Here is a 15,566-nt window from a genome sequence, read left to right as displayed (position 1 = left end):
TCAATAATCTTAATTGTTTGTTAATTGTTATGCTGGTGGTGCTACAGAACTTACCACCGTAAGTTGTTTAATATCACTATCAAATAAGTATAAACCACCTTTGTCATTACCAATTAAGTTAATTTTATCTAAAATAGTTCTTGCTTGTGCCTCTTCTTCAATTTGTTCTGCTACATACCATTGTAAAAAGTTATGTGTAGCGTAATCTTTTTCTTCCAAAGCAATATGAACCAATTCATTAATAGTTCCTGAAACAAACACTTCATGTTTAAATAACGTTTCAAACATTTCTTTTATTGAGCCAAACTCAAGAGGTGGAGCATTTAACTCAGAAACTTGTGCGTGTCCTCCTCGTTCATTTATATATTTAAATAATTTAAGCATATGCATTCTTTCTTCATCAGATTGTGCATACATAAATTGAGAAACACCTTCTAAACCTTGCAGTTCAGCCCAAGAAGCCATTGCTAAATAGATTTGAGACGATTCTGCCTCTATTCTTATTTGTTTATTTAAAACTGATTGCATTTTTTCTGATAGCATACTCTTTAATTTTTAATATTATTAATTACAACTAGAACAACTACACAGAGAAACTCTCTAGTAATTATCTACAAAGGTATTTATTTTTTGTTGTAAATCATAAGAAGCATTCACTAAAGGTAAACGGACATCTTCTGAGCAAATGTTTAATTTTTTTAAAAGAGCTTTAATTCCTGCCGGATTCCCTTCTTCAAAAATAGAATCTATACTTTCCATTACTTTATAATGTAAGGCATTTGCTTTTGCCACATTGCCTTTTAATCCGTGTTGAATCATTTCAGAAAAATCTTTAGGCAAACCTTGTCCAATAACAGATATAACTCCTGAACCACCTACTAAAACCATTGGTAAAGCAATCATATCATCTCCTGAAATCACCATAAAATTAGTTGGTTTTGTTTGCACCAAACGTAAAACTTGTATTATATCTCCTGCTGCTTCTTTTATCGCAACAATATTTTTAAAATCATTTGCTATTCTAATTACGGTTTTAGGCTCAACATTTACACCTGTTCTACTTGGCACATTGTATAAAATTATAGGTTTAGAGCTCACTGCTGCTATTGCCTTAAAATGTTGGTAAATACCTTCTTGAGTTGGTTTATTATAATATGGCGAAACAGATAGTATTGCACAATAATCAGACAAATCTGTGGCTTTTATTTCTTCAACTACAGCATTTGTATTGTTACCTCCAATACCCAACACTAAAGGAACTCTACCGTTAGTTGTTTTTACAACAGTATTTTTAATTTGCTCAATTTCTTTTAAAGTTAATGTTGCTGGCTCTCCTGTTGTTCCCAATAAAACTAAATAATTTATTCCATTGTCTATTTGATAGTTCACCAAACGTTTTAGCCCTTCAAAATCAACCGATTTATCTTGATTAAATGGTGTTACTAATGCAACGCCTGTTCCTACCAACTCTTTCATTATAGTTTCTTTAAAATGGTTAAATATTTTTTTAATTCTTTGTTAAACAATTCTAAATTGGATGATTCACATTTAATTAACAAATTATAAAAACGATTGTCTAAATGTGAAAACCCTACTTTAAAAGCAGCTTTACACTGCAATAATAATAAGTTGTTATATAAATTATCAACTTTGCTATAATTAATTAACAAATCGTATTTTTTTGTTAAAATATCTTTTAGTTTTTCTGAAGTAATTTTACCGTACCATCCAAAATCTTTAGGAGAGATAAGATTCTCATCCGTATTTTCTTTGGGTACTTTTTGTTGGAAAATAATAATTTTTATTTTGTTTTTTGAAATGTTTAAAGTTTTCTCTAAATTCTTTAAAACAGAAGTCTTTTCAGTATCATCATTTAAAAAAATGAGTACTTTTTTTATTTTTCCTGAAGAATTCACATCTGAATTCTTTAACAACTTTGACAATTGTCTGTCAAAAAAAAATTGATTGCTTTTTCGTTTAAATCCTGTAAAAATCATTTATATTTACCATTGGTTTACAAAATTACTTAAATTCAAAGTATTTCAGCAATGAAAAAATTTATTATTTCAATTTTTACAATCGTTCTCTTTTTTAGTTGTAAAAATGAACCTCAACACCTTCTTAAAATTGAAGGAAAGCTACTCCCAATTACTTCAGAAATAACCTCTAATAAAAATATTGAAAATTTTGTGAAGCCTTACCGGGAAAAAATTGAAAAAGAAATGAGTAACATTTTAAGTTATACGCCTATAAATTTAACGAGAGAAGACGGGAAATTAGAAAGTACCTTAGGAAATTTAATGGCTGATATGTGTTATCAAGAAGCAAATCCTATTTTTAATAAAAAGACTGGGAAAAATATTGATTTTGCATTATTTAATTTTGGTGGTGTTAGAGCAAGTATTCCTAAAGGGAATATAACAATGCAACACGCTTTTAATCTAATGCCTTTTGAAAACCAATTGGTTGTTGTTGAATTATCTTCAAAAAAAATAAAAGAATTAGTTACCTATTTAATTACTAAAAAGAAAGCGCACCCAATTTCTAAACAAGTAAGTTTAGTTTTTACAAATAATGGGTACAACTTTAAAATAAATGACAAACCCTTGAATGATTCCAAAACTTATTTTGTGTTAACATCTGATTATTTACAACATGGAGGTGACCATATGGATTTCTTTAAAAACCCCATAAATTTATACAAAATAAATTATAAATTGAGAAATGCTATTATTGATTACTTTAAAGAAACTGACACTATTAGAGCTAAATTAGACGGAAGATTTCACACAAAATAAGAAGGTTATGAAAAGAAGAAATTTTATACAAAAATCAACTGCTGCAACAGCATTTTTAACTTTAGGTGGTTTTTCTTTACAATCTTTTACCAATAAAACTACTAAACATATTACCATTTTACATACCAACGATGTACATAGTCATATAGACCCTTTTCCTAAAAATCATTTTAAATACCCTAATAAAGGCGGTATTGCAAGAAGAGCCACTTTAGTTGAAAGTATTAGAACAGAAAACCCTAATACTTTGTTATTAGATGCTGGTGATATTTTTCAAGGCACACCTTATTTCAATATTTATGGTGGCGAATTGGAATTTAAATTGATGAGTATGTTAAAATACGATGCTGCCACCATTGGAAATCACGATTTTGACAATGGAATTAATGGGTTATACACTCAATTACCCAATGCTAAATTTGATTTTTTATCGGCTAATTACAACTTTAAAAATACTGTTTTAGAATCACAAATTAAACCTTATAAAATTTTTAAAAAAGAAGGAATTAAAATAGGAGTTTTTGGTTTAGGAATTGAACTTCAAGGTTTAGTTGATTCTGCTAATTATAAAGAAACAAAATACTTAAATCCTATTGAGATTTCACAAGATATAAGTCGTGTTTTAAAAGAAGATGAGCATTGCGACTTAATAATTTGCCTGTCTCATTTAGGTTATCATTATAAATTTGATAAAGTGAACGATTTAGAATTAGCTTCAAAAACAAAAAATATTGATTTAATTATTGGTGGGCATACACACACTTTTTTACCCAAACCAACAGTTACAAAAAACAGCATTGGAGAAAATGTATTGGTAAATCAAGTTGGGTGTTATGGTATTAATTTAGGAAGAATAGATTTCTATTTTGACAGTGATAAAAACAAAGCGAGTAAAGGAAAAAGTATAATAGTATAAAATATTTTATTAAATGCGTATAGAAACCGATTTAAAATTAGGATTCAAAGATGTTATGATTCGTCCAAAACGTTCAACTTTAAGTTCGCGTTCTCAAGTTAACTTGGAGAGAACATTTACTTTTTTACACAGTAATTATAAATGGAACGGAATTCCTATTATGGCAGCAAATATGGATACTGTTGGAACATTTGAAATGGCAATAGCATTGGCAAAATATAAAATATTTACTGCAATTCACAAACATTATTCTTTGCAAGAATGGGAAAAATTTACACAAAATTCAAATAAAAATATATTAAATTACATTGCTGTTAGTACAGGAACTGGTTCTGCTGATTCAGAAAAACTTGCAGCAATATTTAAGCTAAACCCAGATTTAAAATTTATTTGTATTGATGTTGCAAATGGTTACTCTGAACACTTTGTGAATTTTGTAAAAAAAACCAGAGAAAAATATCCAAACAAAGTAATTATGGCTGGCAATGTGGTAACTGGTGAAATGGTTGAAGAATTATTATTAGCTGGAGCAGATATTATAAAAGTTGGTATTGGACCAGGCTCTGTATGTACAACACGTGTTAAAACTGGTGTGGGGTACCCTCAACTTTCTGCAATAATTGAATGCGCCGATGCAGCTCACGGCTTGGGCGGGCAAATAGTGTCAGATGGCGGTTGTAAAATACCTGGAGATATTGCAAAAGCATTTGGTGGTGGAGCCGATTTTGTAATGTTAGGCGGTATGTTAGCCGGACATGCGGAGAGTGGTGGAGAAACTATTGAAATAAAAAATAAAAAATACAAACAATTTTATGGAATGAGCTCTGAAACAGCTATGAATAAACATGTTGGTGGTGTAGCCAATTATAGAGCTTCAGAAGGTAAAACAGTTAAAATTCCTTATAGAGGTAGTGTTGAAAATACTGTACAAGATATTTTGGGTAGTTTAAGATCAACGTGTACTTATGTTGGTGCAAGCAGATTAAAAGAACTAACAAAAAGAACTACTTTTATTAGAGTTCAAGAACAACAAAATGAAGTATTTTCAAAATAAATATATTGCATTTTGTTTTGTTTCAAAACCTATATTCTATAAAGTAATTACGTATGAACACATTAACTCAGAAGCACAAAATAAATAAAAAGTTAATTGTTATTGGCCTTTTAATTTTCTTTGGTATTATTTTCTTTGTAGATCTTGATCCAAACAAACCAGAAATTACTTATACTGCAGCTATTGCATTTTTAATGGCATTTTGGTGGATAAGCGAAGCTCTACCCATTGGTGCTACATCTCTTCTACCTATTTTACTTTTTCCTATGTTAGGAGTTTTGGATGGTAAATCCATTTCAAATGCTTACATAAACTATGTTATCTTTTTGTTTATTGGTGGTTTTATTATGGCATTAGCAATGGAGAAATGGAATTTACACAAAAGAATTGCTTTGAAAATATTATCAATTGTTGGAGGAAGCCCTTTTATGATTTTATTTGGATTTATGTTTTCTTCAGCATTTTTATCTATGTGGATGTCAAATACAGCCACTGCAATGATGATGTTACCTATTGCTTTTTCAGTAAATTCAGCTCTTGAAGAAGTCCATGGAGAAGGAAAAACAGAGAAGTTTTCTTCAGGCTTATTATTGTCTATTGCATACGCATGCTCTATTGGAGGAATAGCAACCTTGGTTGGAACTCCACCTAACCTCTCTTTTTTAAGAATTTTTGAAATTATTTTTCCTAATGCCCCTGAAATTTCTTTTGGACAATGGATAACATTTGCGCTTCCTATTGCTTTTTTAATGTTTATTTTTACTTTATTCTTTTTATATCTTCTTTTCAAACCAAAGGAAAAACTTAAAACTTTACATAAATCTTTCTTTAAAGACCAATATATAGCCCTTGGAAAATTTAGCCTAGAGCAAAAAAGAGTACTTATTTTATTTGTAATATTAGCATTTCTATGGGTTTTTAGAAAAAGTATTAATCTTGGATTTATAACAACGCCCGGTTGGAGCTCTCTTTTTAAAAACCCCAATTTTATTAACGATGGTACCGTAGCTATTTTTATGGCCGTTTTGCTATTTGTAATTCCTTCTTCTAAAAAAAATGAAGCTCTCGTTAATTGGGAAATAACACAAAAAATACCTTGGCATATTGTTTTTTTATTTGGAGGCGGTTTTGCTTTAGCAAAAGGTTTTTTAGACTCTGGGCTATCTACTTATATTGGAAATATTTTGGCTAGTGCTGGTCACTTTTCACCTACATTTTTAGTCGCTTCTTTAACAGGAATGATGTCTTTGCTAACTGAATTTACTTCAAATACAGCAACAACAGAAATGATGTTGCCTATAATTTCAGGATTGGCAATTCAACTAAAAATAAATCCACTATTAATTATGATACCGGTAACATTAGCTGCTTCAATGGCTTTTATGTTTCCAATAGCAACTCCACCAAATGCTATCGTTTTTGGTACGGGTAGGCTTTCTATGATTTCTATGATTAAAACAGGTTTTTTTATCAACCTTTTTGCTATCGTAATTATTACAATAATTACGCTAACCTGGGGTACTGTTATTTTTAATATTGACCCTGCTGTATTCCCAGATTGGGCCAATCAAACAACCATAAATATTCAACATTAACGCATCCCTAAATTTCATCTTCATGCACCATAGAGCGAAATATTAAATATTGAGCTATTATGTATGTAATTATAATTATTATTTCAAATAAATGTGACGAATTATAAAATTTATTAATTGCCAATACTGAATCTGAAAAAATAAAAAGAATAGCTCCTCCTAACATTAACAATGATTTTCTTGATTTTATACCCAAATAATTAATTAAAGAAACGGCACCAAATATTGAGATAGTAATTCCATAAATTAGTACTGGAATTAATAAATCATTTAGAGCGTTTTTCAAAAATAAAAATAACATTAGAAATAATATAAAAAATGGAATTATTGAATATATTACTTTTAAAATCGTTTTCTTTTTAATTTGTGAAATTACAATTTTAATAAAAAATAAATGAGCTATTAAAAACGATAGCAATCCTATGTTAAAGGAAAAAGAACCTTTATAAATTAAAAAAACATCTCCCAAAAAAGAGAAAAATAATGCACTAACATACAAACTGTTTTTTTCGGAAACTGAAACGTGATATAACAATAATAATGATAATAAAATAAACGGTTTAAAAATAAAAATGAGATATGGAATACTAAAAACAACTCCAATAATATCGAGTATAGAAACTGATACAAATACAAATAACGCAACTTTAATTCTACTCATACCTAAAACATTAATTCCAAGTAGGCAAGATACATTTTTTTGTTAACTTTTGAAACAAAGGTTTAATTCCTTTAACCAAGCTCTGCTGCATCACTTTAGAATCACTTTTATGACATTGCAAACAAGCTCCTATTAATAGTATTTTTTTTTGCTCTACAACTGTAAAAGGTCTAAAATCTAACCGAGTTGAATTAATTGTATTTTGGTCTACTTCTTTTAAAAATGGAATCCAAGCATCTTCTGGTAAACCATCATTTTCATTCAAAGCATATTCAGGGTTAAATACCCATTTTCCAATATTATTTTTAATATTATACTTTAATTCTCCATTACCATACCCAATTGCAGCTGAGTTTACGTGACAACTTTTGCAATCTCTTACTTTTTTTGATGTAGTATGTGGTGAATTTGGAGCATATAATCTATGAAAAGAAAGGTCTGTTCCCTTCTCTTTGCCTTTATAACTTCCTTTATCAATAGTTAAAATCATTCCCGGTATTGCCGGTTCAATCTTTTTTTCTGTTTTAGATTCTCTAACTCCCATTGCTGGTAATGATGATGAAAATTCAGCAACATATTCTTTCCATTGTCCTTTTCCATATTTCTTATCTAATAAATCAAAAGCCCTTGGTTCATTTTTATCAAATCCAGTATGACAACCAATACAACGAGAAGTCCAAGTTGAGTGACAAGTAGAACAACTAAGCTCTTGATGTGCTTTATCTCTAGCGCAAACTTCAGATTGAGGTTTTAAAGAATGTAATTTTCCATCTTTTTTGCCAATTAGAAATGCATTCCCTAACGAATCTACAAATGTATTCACTAAAGGATGCTTATCTTTTTTAGCTACAATAATTTGCTTGTTTGTATGTGAATAATTTCTATGTAAAAAAACTAACAAACTCTCTTGATCTAGAGAATCATATGGTATTGTAATTGGTTTTTCTTTAAAATGACAATCTGCACATTGTAATTTTACAGCTTGTTCTTCGTGAGCATATTTTTTCCCATCTCCCATTACTTCATGCGAAGAATGACAATCTATACATAACAACCCTTTTGTATGGTGTATATCTTCTTCAACATACTTATATACCCTGCTTCCTTCTAAAATTCTAAACTCTTTCTTATTTGCTAATGAATCTACATCTAGCAATGTTTCTTGCCAACCTTCATAATTAGTTGAAATTCTACTTGATCGACTATGACAACCAAAACAATGGGTATTAGTAACAAAAATATCTGTTGAAGGATGAAATTTTGGTAATTCTTTTTTATCAGAAGATATATAGGAAGCTAAAGCAGCTTTAGCTTCTTTTGAATAATTTAAATGGCAAGCATTACAGCCTCCACCTCTACTCATATTTGTTATTTCTCCATATTCCTCTTTTGCTGCTCCTAAGTGACAGTTAGCGCATAAATCACGTATATGCTTATCAGCTGCAGAGTTTTTTATATCCTTTATATGATAGTGATAATCTGGAGAATTAGCCTCCCCAAAAATATATTTATCAACTGCTACTATACCACTATTAGTGGTCATTAAAGAGTTTTTTATTTTATGAAGTTCATTTGGGTGACATTTTCCACAGGTTGCAGCTGCATCGATTAAATTACCCGGTATTAAAATCATTCCTTTGTGAGCCTCCTTTTTGTTTGTAGTTTTAGCATCTCCCAAATGGCAACTAGCACATCCTATTAATTCAGGGTTATGATATTGTGAATATCCTTTCGTATTTTGATGACATGTTAAACAAGATTCTTCATTTCTATTTTCTAGCACTGAATACTCTGTTTCTACAATCTCTACTAGGCCTAAGCTATCTTTATTCTTAAAATAAAATACTGTAATTAATATTAAAATTAACAGTACAAAAAAAGAAAATTTAAAATATTTTACTTTCATAAATTTAATTATGCTCAAATTTACAATAATAAATGTTTTTATATTAAAAATAATAGAACAGTAACTAAAATCTAATTCATTTCAAAACAGCTTATTATCATCATTAAGCAACTAAAGTTACATATAATTTATTGATTTTCAAGTGTTTAATGCAACTAATGTTACTGTATTAATCCATGTTAAATGTTTTTTTATGATATATGTCATATTCATAAATACAATAAGTAAATATCTTTACACCTGTAAAAATAGATATACTTATGACTACATCAAGAAGAAAGTTTATTAAAATTTCAGCCTTAGGCTTAGGAGGTGTAGCAGCGTCAACATCAGCATTAAATATGTTTGGAGCTAATACATATTTAGATGATTTAGTAAAACAAAATGTTGCTACAAAGTTTAAACGAACTGCTACTTATTGTGAAGTTTGCTTTTGGAAATGTGCCGCTTGGGCATATACCAATGAAGAGGGTGAAATTATCAAATTAAAAGGTAATGAAATTGATCCGCATTGTAATGGACGCCTATGCCCTAGAGGAACTGGCGGCGTTGGTATGTATAATGATGGTGACAGACTTAAAACCCCTTTAATTAGAACAACTATTAATGGCGAACAAACGTATAGAGAAGCCTCTTGGGATGAAGCCTTAGATTTAATTGCATCAAAAATGAAAGATGTAAAATCTAAATATGGAGCTGAAAGTTTTGCTTTATTAAAACATGGTTCACCTGGAAGTCACTTAGAGCATTTGTTCAAATCTTACGGATCTGATACCATTGCTGAACCTGCCTATGCACAATGTAGAGGACCAAGAGAAACTGGATTTGGTTTAACAGTAGGTTCTTGGATTGGTTCTCCTGAACCAACAGACATTAGGGATACTAAATGTTTAGTACTCATTGGTTCTCATATTGGAGAAAATATGCACAATACACAAGTACAAGAAATGTCTGACGCTATAGATAATGGCGCTACTATAATAACAGTTGATCCAAGGTTATCTACCGCAGCAAGTAAATCTGAACATTGGTTAGCTATTAAACCTTCAACCGATATTGCTTTACTACTCGCTTGGATGCATGTACTTATTTATGAAAACCTTTACAATAAAGAATATGTTGATAAATATGGGTATGGCCTTAAAGAACTTAAAGAACACGTAAAAGATTTTACTCCTGAATGGGCTTATGGTATAACAACTATAAAACCTGAAGAAATTAGAAAAACTGCTCGTATAATGGCTGCTGCTGCACCTTCTACAATTATTCACCCAGGACGTCATGTTGTTTGGTATGGCGACGATTCTCAAAGAGAAAGGGCAATAGCAATGCTAAATGGATTATTAGGCTCTTGGGGTAATAGAGGTGGTTTTTACTTTAAAGAAAAAATTAAAATACCTAAATACCCACAGCCTGCCTACCCTACTCCAAAATGGGGTTGGGAAGAAATTGGAGAAAAATATCCATATGCAGAAATGGGTATTACATCAGAGCTTATAAAAGCAACAATACCTAATGAGAATACTGAACATCCAATAAAAGGATGGATTGTTGCTGGTACAAATTTAATTAATACAGTACCCGACAGAGAAATGATTTTAAAAGCAATGGATGCCTTAGAGTTTTTTGTAGTAATTGACACCATGCCTATGGAAATTACTGGTTATGCAGATGTTGTTTTGCCAGAATGTACATACTTAGAACGCTACGACGGTATTAGATCTGCAACAAATAGAGAGCCTTCAATTGCATTAAGACAGCCTGTTGCAAAACCTAAATACAAATCTAAACCAGCTTGGTGGATTAGTAAACAAATAGGAGAGCGCTTAGGTTTACATGATTATTTTGATTATAACGATTTTGAAGATGTTATAAAATGGCAGCTGAACAAATTAGGTACTTCACTAGATGAAATGAAAAAAATTGGAGTTAAAAAATTTGAAAGAAAATCTGGACCTCTCTTCTTAGAAAAAGGTCAAGATTATGAATTTGCAACAAATAGTGGTAAAATTGAATTCTATTCTGATGAGTTAGCCTCTAAAGGGTTTGACCCAATGCCTATTTATACTCCACATCCTGAGCCTCCTCAAGGTTATTACAGATTAAATTATGGTAGATCTCCTATGCATACTTTTAGTAGAACTATTAACAACCCTAATTTAAGTGCACTTAAAGACACTAATAAATTATGGATAAATCCAAAAGTTGCAAGAATATTAGATTTGAGAAACGAGCAAGTTGTTTGGCTTGAAAACCAAGACGGAATTATATCTACTTTTTCAATCAAAGTACGAGTAACAGAGAGAATACGATGGGATTCTGTGTATTTATATCATGGCTTTGGTCACAATGATAAAAAATTAACCAGAGCCTTTGGCAAAGGTATTAGCGATACAGAAATGATTTCTAAAGTTCATATTGACCCATTAATGGGTGGAACAGGACTTAGAGGTAATTTTGTGAAAATTTTAACTGAAGATCCACATAAAAATATTGAAATATGAGATATGCAATGGTAATTGACACATTAAAATGTGTTGGATGTAGTGATTGTGTAGTGGCTTGCCAAACCGAAAATAATGTTCCAATGGGATATTGTAGAGATTGGGTAACTGAAACTGTAAATGGTGCATATCCTACAATAGATTTAGAACTAAAATCTGAACGCTGTAATCACTGTGACAATGCACCTTGCGTGCGTTGTTGTCCTACAGGTGCTAGTCATATTGTAGAAGGCGGTATTGTAATGGTTACGGAAGATGAATGTATTGGATGCGGTGCTTGTATAGAGTCTTGCCCTTATGATGCCAGATATCAACATCCTGATGGATATGTAGACAAATGTACTTTTTGTCATCATAGGCTAGAGAAAGGTAAACAACCTGCGTGTGTAGAAGTTTGCCCTACAAAATGCATGTATTTTGGTGATTTAGATGATCCTACAAGTGAAATATCTGAATTACTAAAAACTAGAAAACACAAAGTTTTGGCACCTGAAGCAGGAACAAGTCCAAACGTATATTATTTAATTAAATAAAATATTATTATGCAAGAAGAAATTTTCGTAAGTGGACGACACATTCCTAAAATAGATCCATATTTAGAAATTTGGCACTGGGAAATATCCTTATATTTATTTTTAGGTGGTTTAGCTGCAGGTATCTTGTTTTTTACAGCATTATTCTATCTTCTTAAAAAAGAAAATGAAATGCCAGCAACAGTTAAATACGCTTCCATAATTGCTCCAATAGCTTTAGTTATTGGTTTGGCTGCACTTTTTTTTGATTTAACTCATAAATTATATGTGTGGAGATTATATACTACGATAAGAATAACTTCTCCTATGTCATGGGGAGCTTGGGTATTATTAATTATTACCCCACTATCTATGTTATGGGTATTTAGTTATTATAGAGAAACATATCCAAAATTAGAAAGTAAATTACAAGTATTTAAAAAATTAAAATTTTTAAATTCCTTTGAAAAATATATTATTAAAAATAGAAAATATATTGCAATTGCCTTAATTCCATTATCAATTATTTTAGGGGTTTATACAGGTATATTATTATCTGCTTTTAATGCCAGACCTCTTTGGAATAATGCTATTTTAGGCCCTTTATTCTTAACATCGGGTCTATCAACAGGGGCAGCTGCTATATTATTATTCTCTAAAAATCACTTTGAACGTAAATTAATAAGTAAAATTGATTTAGGATTAATTATTTTAGAATTAGCTTTAATTATACATATGTTTATGGGAATGGCTGCTGGTTCTCAAGTTCAATTGGAAGCAATGCAAATATTAATTAGCGGACAATACACTGTTATGTTTTTTGTTTTTGTAATTATCCTAGGTTTAATAGTACCTGCAATTTTAGAACTTACAGAAGTAATTGGGTTTAAAGTACCCGTCATAGTTCCTGCCCTTCTTGTATTAATGGGAGGCCTAATATTTAGAATTGTTATGATAAATGCAGGTCAATTAACAAGATTCTTATACTAAAAAATAAAGATATGAAAGTTAATATTGAAAAAAATAGACATGTATATTGGAATCCTTATTTTGGAGGGTTCTTATTAGGAATCTTAATTCTTGCTACTTTTTACATAACAGGTAGAGGTTTGGGAGCTAGTGGTGCTTTTAAAAGCACAGTGGTTACCGTTGTAGATGACATTGCCCCAACACATGCCGAAAATAATGCCTATTATGAAAAATTCATAAAAGAAGATGATACTCCAATGAATACTTGGCTAGTATTTGAATCTTTAGGTATTTTAATTGGTGGGTTTTTATCAGGTGCTTTAAGCGGTAGGCTTAAATTATTTGTACAACATTCTCCTAAAATAACATCTAAAAGACGACTGATTTTTGCCTTACTTGGAGGTGCGTTTTTTGGATTTGGAGCTCAATTAGCAAGAGGGTGTACAAGCGGAGCAGGCTTAAGTGGTATGGCCGTATTATCAACAGGAGGCTTTATAACAGTACTTACCATTTTTGGTAGTGGTTATTTATTTGCTTACTTTTTTAGAAAAAACTGGATTTAAATTTAAAAAAAATATAATTATGGGACCTTTAATTCCTAATGGTGTAATTCCTACAGAGTGGAATTTTGTTATTGCAATGTTTATTGGTATCGCTTTTGGATACATACTAGAAGCTTCGGGGTTTTCTTCTTCAAGAAAATTAGCAGGCGTATTTTATGGCTACGATTTTGTGGTACTTAAAGTCTTTTTTACAGCAGTCTTAGTCTCTGTAATTGGTGTTTATTATATGGATTATTTAGGGTTTCTAAATATATCTCAACTTTATATTCATCCAACTTACTTATGGGCATCTATTGTTGGTGGCATTGTTATGGGGTTTGGTTTTGTAATGGGTGGTTTTTGCCCTGGAACAGACCTTTGTGCAATAGCAATTGGTAAAATTGATGCTATGGCCTATGGCGTTGGAATATTGATAGGTGTTTTTGTTTTTTCTGAATTCTTTACATTTTTAGAACCAATGTTTGATGGTTCATATCTTGGTCATATTACCGTTGTAGACTCATTAGGAATATCACCTTATTGGTTTATATTTCTATTTTCAATTTTAGCAATAGCACTATTTTATATAGCAGATTTAATTCGAAAAAAAGTTAAAAAAGTATTTTATTAAACCTTAAAAATTATGTCAAAATCATATAAATATAAAAAGTTTTTAGTTAGAAGGTATCAAATTTTAGCAGCCATATTAATTATTTTATCTGCAGGATTAGTTCTTCTTCCTAAATATGAAAAAAATGAAGGTATTACCCCACAAGCTTTTTTACTTAATGTTTTAAGCGCTGAACGGTATATAAATACAGATCAACTGGCAAATAGGTTAATAAATCAAGATCCTACAATTTTATTAGTAGATGTGAGAACTCCAAAGGAATTTGAAGAATACTCTTTACCTAATGCCGTTAATATTCCTTTAGCAGAAGTGTTATCATCAGATTCAGAAGCTTATTTAAATCAAGATGCATTTGATGTTGTATTGTACTCCAATGATAATTATTATTCAGATCAAGCCTATTTCCTTTGCAATAGATTAGGATATAAAAACTTATATGTACTTGAAGGTGGCTTAAATAAATGGTTTAGCACAATTATTAATCCTAAAATACCTAAAGAGACAGCTCCTAAAAAAGAATTTGATAAATATAACACAAGAATAGCAGCTGGAATGTATTTTGGTGTTGGTAATACATCTCATAAAACAGTAAAAAAAGCACCTAAAAGGGTTATTAAACTTACTAAAAAGAAAAAGAAAGTTGCTGAAGGTGGTTGCTAATTTTAATTTATATTTAAAATAACATTATGAAAGAATTAGAAAAAACAAAAAGGATTTCAATATCTGCTGTACTATTCATTTTAATAATTTTTATAGGAGTTTTAAGCTTTAAACGCCCTAAAAATATTTTCAAAAATGATAAAAATTTAATCTTAAATCATATAGTAAAACAAGATTACATACTGCAAATAAAAGATTTAGATAGTATTGATGGCGCTTTAATTGATGTAAGAAGCCCTTATGAGTACAACAAAGGGTATATTAAAAATGCAGTAAATATTTATACTCCAGATTTACTAGAACCTAAACAACAATCATATATTAAACAATTAAATAAAGAAAATAAAACAATTGTTTTATATGCTAAAACTCCTGAAGATGCTAGTGGTGCTTGGATGCTTTTAACCCAACTTGGTATAAAAAATACAAAAGTACTTTGTGCTAAATTAAAGTATAAAAATGATAAACTTATTGTAGAAAGTTACCCGTTAGAAAAACCTATCTTAAATTATGCCGAATTTATGAAAAAAGCCAACTCGGGTAAAATTACAGTTGTTAAAAAAGCACCAAAAAAAATTATAAAACTCAAAAAAAAGAAAAAGAAGGTAGCTGAAGGTGGTTGTTAGTTTTTATAATTAAAGTAAAAAAAAAGCTGTTTTTAAAATTAAAAACAGCTTTTTTTTACCTTATTTTTTAAAATAATTTATTCCTTTTTCGTTTTTAAACACCTCAAATTAATAGCGAAAATAAAATTGCAAAATACAATAGTTAAACAATTGTTACACAACACATTATATTGTAACAATTGTTACTATAAA

The 15,566-nt window shown here is 30.1% G+C and carries 16 protein-coding genes; 11 read left to right on the top strand and 5 right to left on the bottom strand.

Annotated elements, in window-relative coordinates; all coding sequences use genetic code 11:
* Window positions 1–27: 27 nt before the first annotated feature.
* The 3 genes from Lupro_RS00175 to Lupro_RS00165 are packed head-to-tail and all read right to left on the bottom strand — an operon-like array spanning window position 28 to window position 1,997.
* Window positions 28–543, bottom strand: a complete 516-nt coding sequence (locus Lupro_RS00175; protein WP_068205493.1) for a ferritin — start codon at window positions 541–543, stop codon at window positions 28–30.
* 57 nt (window positions 544–600) lie between these two features.
* Window positions 601–1,476, bottom strand: coding sequence for a 4-hydroxy-tetrahydrodipicolinate synthase (gene dapA, locus Lupro_RS00170; RefSeq protein ID WP_068205492.1), 876 nt, complete (start codon window positions 1,474–1,476; stop codon window positions 601–603).
* Window positions 1,476–1,997: a DUF6913 domain-containing protein gene (locus Lupro_RS00165; RefSeq protein WP_068205491.1), complete on the bottom strand. Its 522-nt coding sequence runs from the start codon at window positions 1,995–1,997 to the stop codon at window positions 1,476–1,478. Before Lupro_RS00165 ends, dapA begins: the two co-directional genes overlap by 1 nt.
* 51 nt (window positions 1,998–2,048) lie before the next feature.
* Between Lupro_RS00165 and Lupro_RS00160 the strand changes: the two genes are divergently transcribed.
* The 4 genes from Lupro_RS00160 to Lupro_RS00145 are packed head-to-tail and all read left to right on the top strand — an operon-like array spanning window position 2,049 to window position 6,363.
* Window positions 2,049–2,798: a 5'-nucleotidase C-terminal domain-containing protein gene (locus tag Lupro_RS00160; protein ID WP_068205490.1), complete on the top strand. Its 750-nt coding sequence runs from the start codon at window positions 2,049–2,051 to the stop codon at window positions 2,796–2,798.
* 7 nt (window positions 2,799–2,805) lie between these two features.
* On the top strand, window positions 2,806–3,714 hold the full coding sequence (locus Lupro_RS00155; RefSeq protein WP_068205489.1) for a bifunctional metallophosphatase/5'-nucleotidase: 909 nt from the start codon (window positions 2,806–2,808) through the stop codon (window positions 3,712–3,714).
* Between the two features lie 13 nt (window positions 3,715–3,727).
* The gene (locus tag Lupro_RS00150) at window positions 3,728–4,768 is read left to right on the top strand and encodes a GMP reductase (RefSeq protein ID WP_068205488.1); all 1,041 of its coding nucleotides are present in this window, start codon (window positions 3,728–3,730) and stop codon (window positions 4,766–4,768) included.
* A 53-nt stretch (window positions 4,769–4,821) separates the two neighbouring features.
* On the top strand, window positions 4,822–6,363 hold the full coding sequence (locus tag Lupro_RS00145) for an SLC13 family permease (protein WP_068205487.1): 1,542 nt from the start codon (window positions 4,822–4,824) through the stop codon (window positions 6,361–6,363).
* A gap of 7 nt (window positions 6,364–6,370) precedes the next feature.
* Here Lupro_RS00145 and Lupro_RS00140 read toward each other — a convergent pair whose 3' ends face one another.
* Together Lupro_RS00140 and Lupro_RS00135 are read right to left on the bottom strand one after the other, a co-directional pair.
* On the bottom strand, window positions 6,371–7,024 hold the full coding sequence (locus Lupro_RS00140; RefSeq protein WP_068205486.1) for a lysoplasmalogenase: 654 nt from the start codon (window positions 7,022–7,024) through the stop codon (window positions 6,371–6,373).
* A 10-nt stretch (window positions 7,025–7,034) separates the two neighbouring features.
* A complete protein-coding gene (locus tag Lupro_RS00135) occupies window positions 7,035–8,930 on the bottom strand; it encodes a hypothetical protein (RefSeq protein ID WP_068205485.1) in 1,896 nt (631 codons plus the stop codon).
* Between the two features lie 260 nt (window positions 8,931–9,190).
* On the opposite strand from Lupro_RS00135, the gene Lupro_RS00130 reads away from it, so the two are divergent.
* From Lupro_RS00130 to Lupro_RS00100, 7 genes are read left to right on the top strand one after another with little or no spacing between them, the layout of a single operon-like run.
* Entirely contained in the window at window positions 9,191–11,434 is a 2,244-nt protein-coding gene (locus Lupro_RS00130; protein WP_068205484.1) for a molybdopterin-containing oxidoreductase family protein, read from the top strand.
* The gene (locus Lupro_RS00125) at window positions 11,431–11,967 is read left to right on the top strand and encodes a 4Fe-4S dicluster domain-containing protein (protein ID WP_068205483.1); all 537 of its coding nucleotides are present in this window, start codon (window positions 11,431–11,433) and stop codon (window positions 11,965–11,967) included. Before Lupro_RS00130 ends, Lupro_RS00125 begins: the two co-directional genes overlap by 4 nt.
* 9 nt (window positions 11,968–11,976) lie before the next feature.
* Window positions 11,977–12,936, top strand: a complete 960-nt coding sequence (nrfD, locus tag Lupro_RS00120; protein WP_068205482.1) for an NrfD/PsrC family molybdoenzyme membrane anchor subunit — start codon at window positions 11,977–11,979, stop codon at window positions 12,934–12,936.
* Between the two features lie 11 nt (window positions 12,937–12,947).
* On the top strand, window positions 12,948–13,478 hold the full coding sequence (locus Lupro_RS00115; RefSeq protein WP_068205481.1) for a YeeE/YedE thiosulfate transporter family protein: 531 nt from the start codon (window positions 12,948–12,950) through the stop codon (window positions 13,476–13,478).
* A gap of 19 nt (window positions 13,479–13,497) precedes the next feature.
* A complete protein-coding gene (locus tag Lupro_RS00110) occupies window positions 13,498–14,088 on the top strand; it encodes a YeeE/YedE thiosulfate transporter family protein (protein WP_068211269.1) in 591 nt (196 codons plus the stop codon).
* 12 nt (window positions 14,089–14,100) lie between these two features.
* On the top strand, window positions 14,101–14,748 hold the full coding sequence (locus Lupro_RS00105) for a rhodanese-like domain-containing protein (protein ID WP_068205480.1): 648 nt from the start codon (window positions 14,101–14,103) through the stop codon (window positions 14,746–14,748).
* A 26-nt stretch (window positions 14,749–14,774) separates the two neighbouring features.
* Window positions 14,775–15,374, top strand: a complete 600-nt coding sequence (locus Lupro_RS00100) for a rhodanese-like domain-containing protein (RefSeq protein ID WP_068205479.1) — start codon at window positions 14,775–14,777, stop codon at window positions 15,372–15,374.
* Window positions 15,375–15,566 lie beyond the last annotated feature (192 nt).

This window comes from Lutibacter profundi (genome assembly GCF_001543325.1).
Taxonomy (GTDB): Bacteria; Bacteroidota; Bacteroidia; order Flavobacteriales; family Flavobacteriaceae; genus Lutibacter; species Lutibacter profundi.
The sequence above is the reverse complement of the archived record's forward strand: the minus strand, read 5'-3'. Positions and strand labels throughout refer to the sequence as shown.

Excerpts from the sequence above, each read along its gene's own strand:
- Lupro_RS00175 (WP_068205493.1), bottom strand. The coding sequence starts at position 543 with ATGCTATCAGAAAAAATGCAATCAGTTTTAAATAAACAAATAAGAATA.
- dapA (WP_068205492.1), bottom strand. The coding sequence starts at position 1,476 with ATGAAAGAGTTGGTAGGAACAGGCGTTGCATTAGTAACACCATTTAAT.
- Lupro_RS00165 (WP_068205491.1), bottom strand. The coding sequence starts at position 1,997 with ATGATTTTTACAGGATTTAAACGAAAAAGCAATCAATTTTTTTTTGAC.
- Lupro_RS00160 (WP_068205490.1), top strand. The coding sequence starts at position 2,049 with ATGAAAAAATTTATTATTTCAATTTTTACAATCGTTCTCTTTTTTAGT.
- Lupro_RS00155 (WP_068205489.1), top strand. The coding sequence starts at position 2,806 with ATGAAAAGAAGAAATTTTATACAAAAATCAACTGCTGCAACAGCATTT.
- Lupro_RS00150 (WP_068205488.1), top strand. The coding sequence starts at position 3,728 with ATGCGTATAGAAACCGATTTAAAATTAGGATTCAAAGATGTTATGATT.
- Lupro_RS00145 (WP_068205487.1), top strand. The coding sequence starts at position 4,822 with ATGAACACATTAACTCAGAAGCACAAAATAAATAAAAAGTTAATTGTT.
- Lupro_RS00140 (WP_068205486.1), bottom strand. The coding sequence starts at position 7,024 with ATGAGTAGAATTAAAGTTGCGTTATTTGTATTTGTATCAGTTTCTATA.
- Lupro_RS00135 (WP_068205485.1), bottom strand. The coding sequence starts at position 8,930 with ATGAAAGTAAAATATTTTAAATTTTCTTTTTTTGTACTGTTAATTTTA.
- Lupro_RS00130 (WP_068205484.1), top strand. The coding sequence starts at position 9,191 with ATGACTACATCAAGAAGAAAGTTTATTAAAATTTCAGCCTTAGGCTTA.
- Lupro_RS00125 (WP_068205483.1), top strand. The coding sequence starts at position 11,431 with ATGAGATATGCAATGGTAATTGACACATTAAAATGTGTTGGATGTAGT.
- nrfD (WP_068205482.1), top strand. The coding sequence starts at position 11,977 with ATGCAAGAAGAAATTTTCGTAAGTGGACGACACATTCCTAAAATAGAT.
- Lupro_RS00115 (WP_068205481.1), top strand. The coding sequence starts at position 12,948 with ATGAAAGTTAATATTGAAAAAAATAGACATGTATATTGGAATCCTTAT.
- Lupro_RS00110 (WP_068211269.1), top strand. The coding sequence starts at position 13,498 with ATGGGACCTTTAATTCCTAATGGTGTAATTCCTACAGAGTGGAATTTT.
- Lupro_RS00105 (WP_068205480.1), top strand. The coding sequence starts at position 14,101 with ATGTCAAAATCATATAAATATAAAAAGTTTTTAGTTAGAAGGTATCAA.
- Lupro_RS00100 (WP_068205479.1), top strand. The coding sequence starts at position 14,775 with ATGAAAGAATTAGAAAAAACAAAAAGGATTTCAATATCTGCTGTACTA.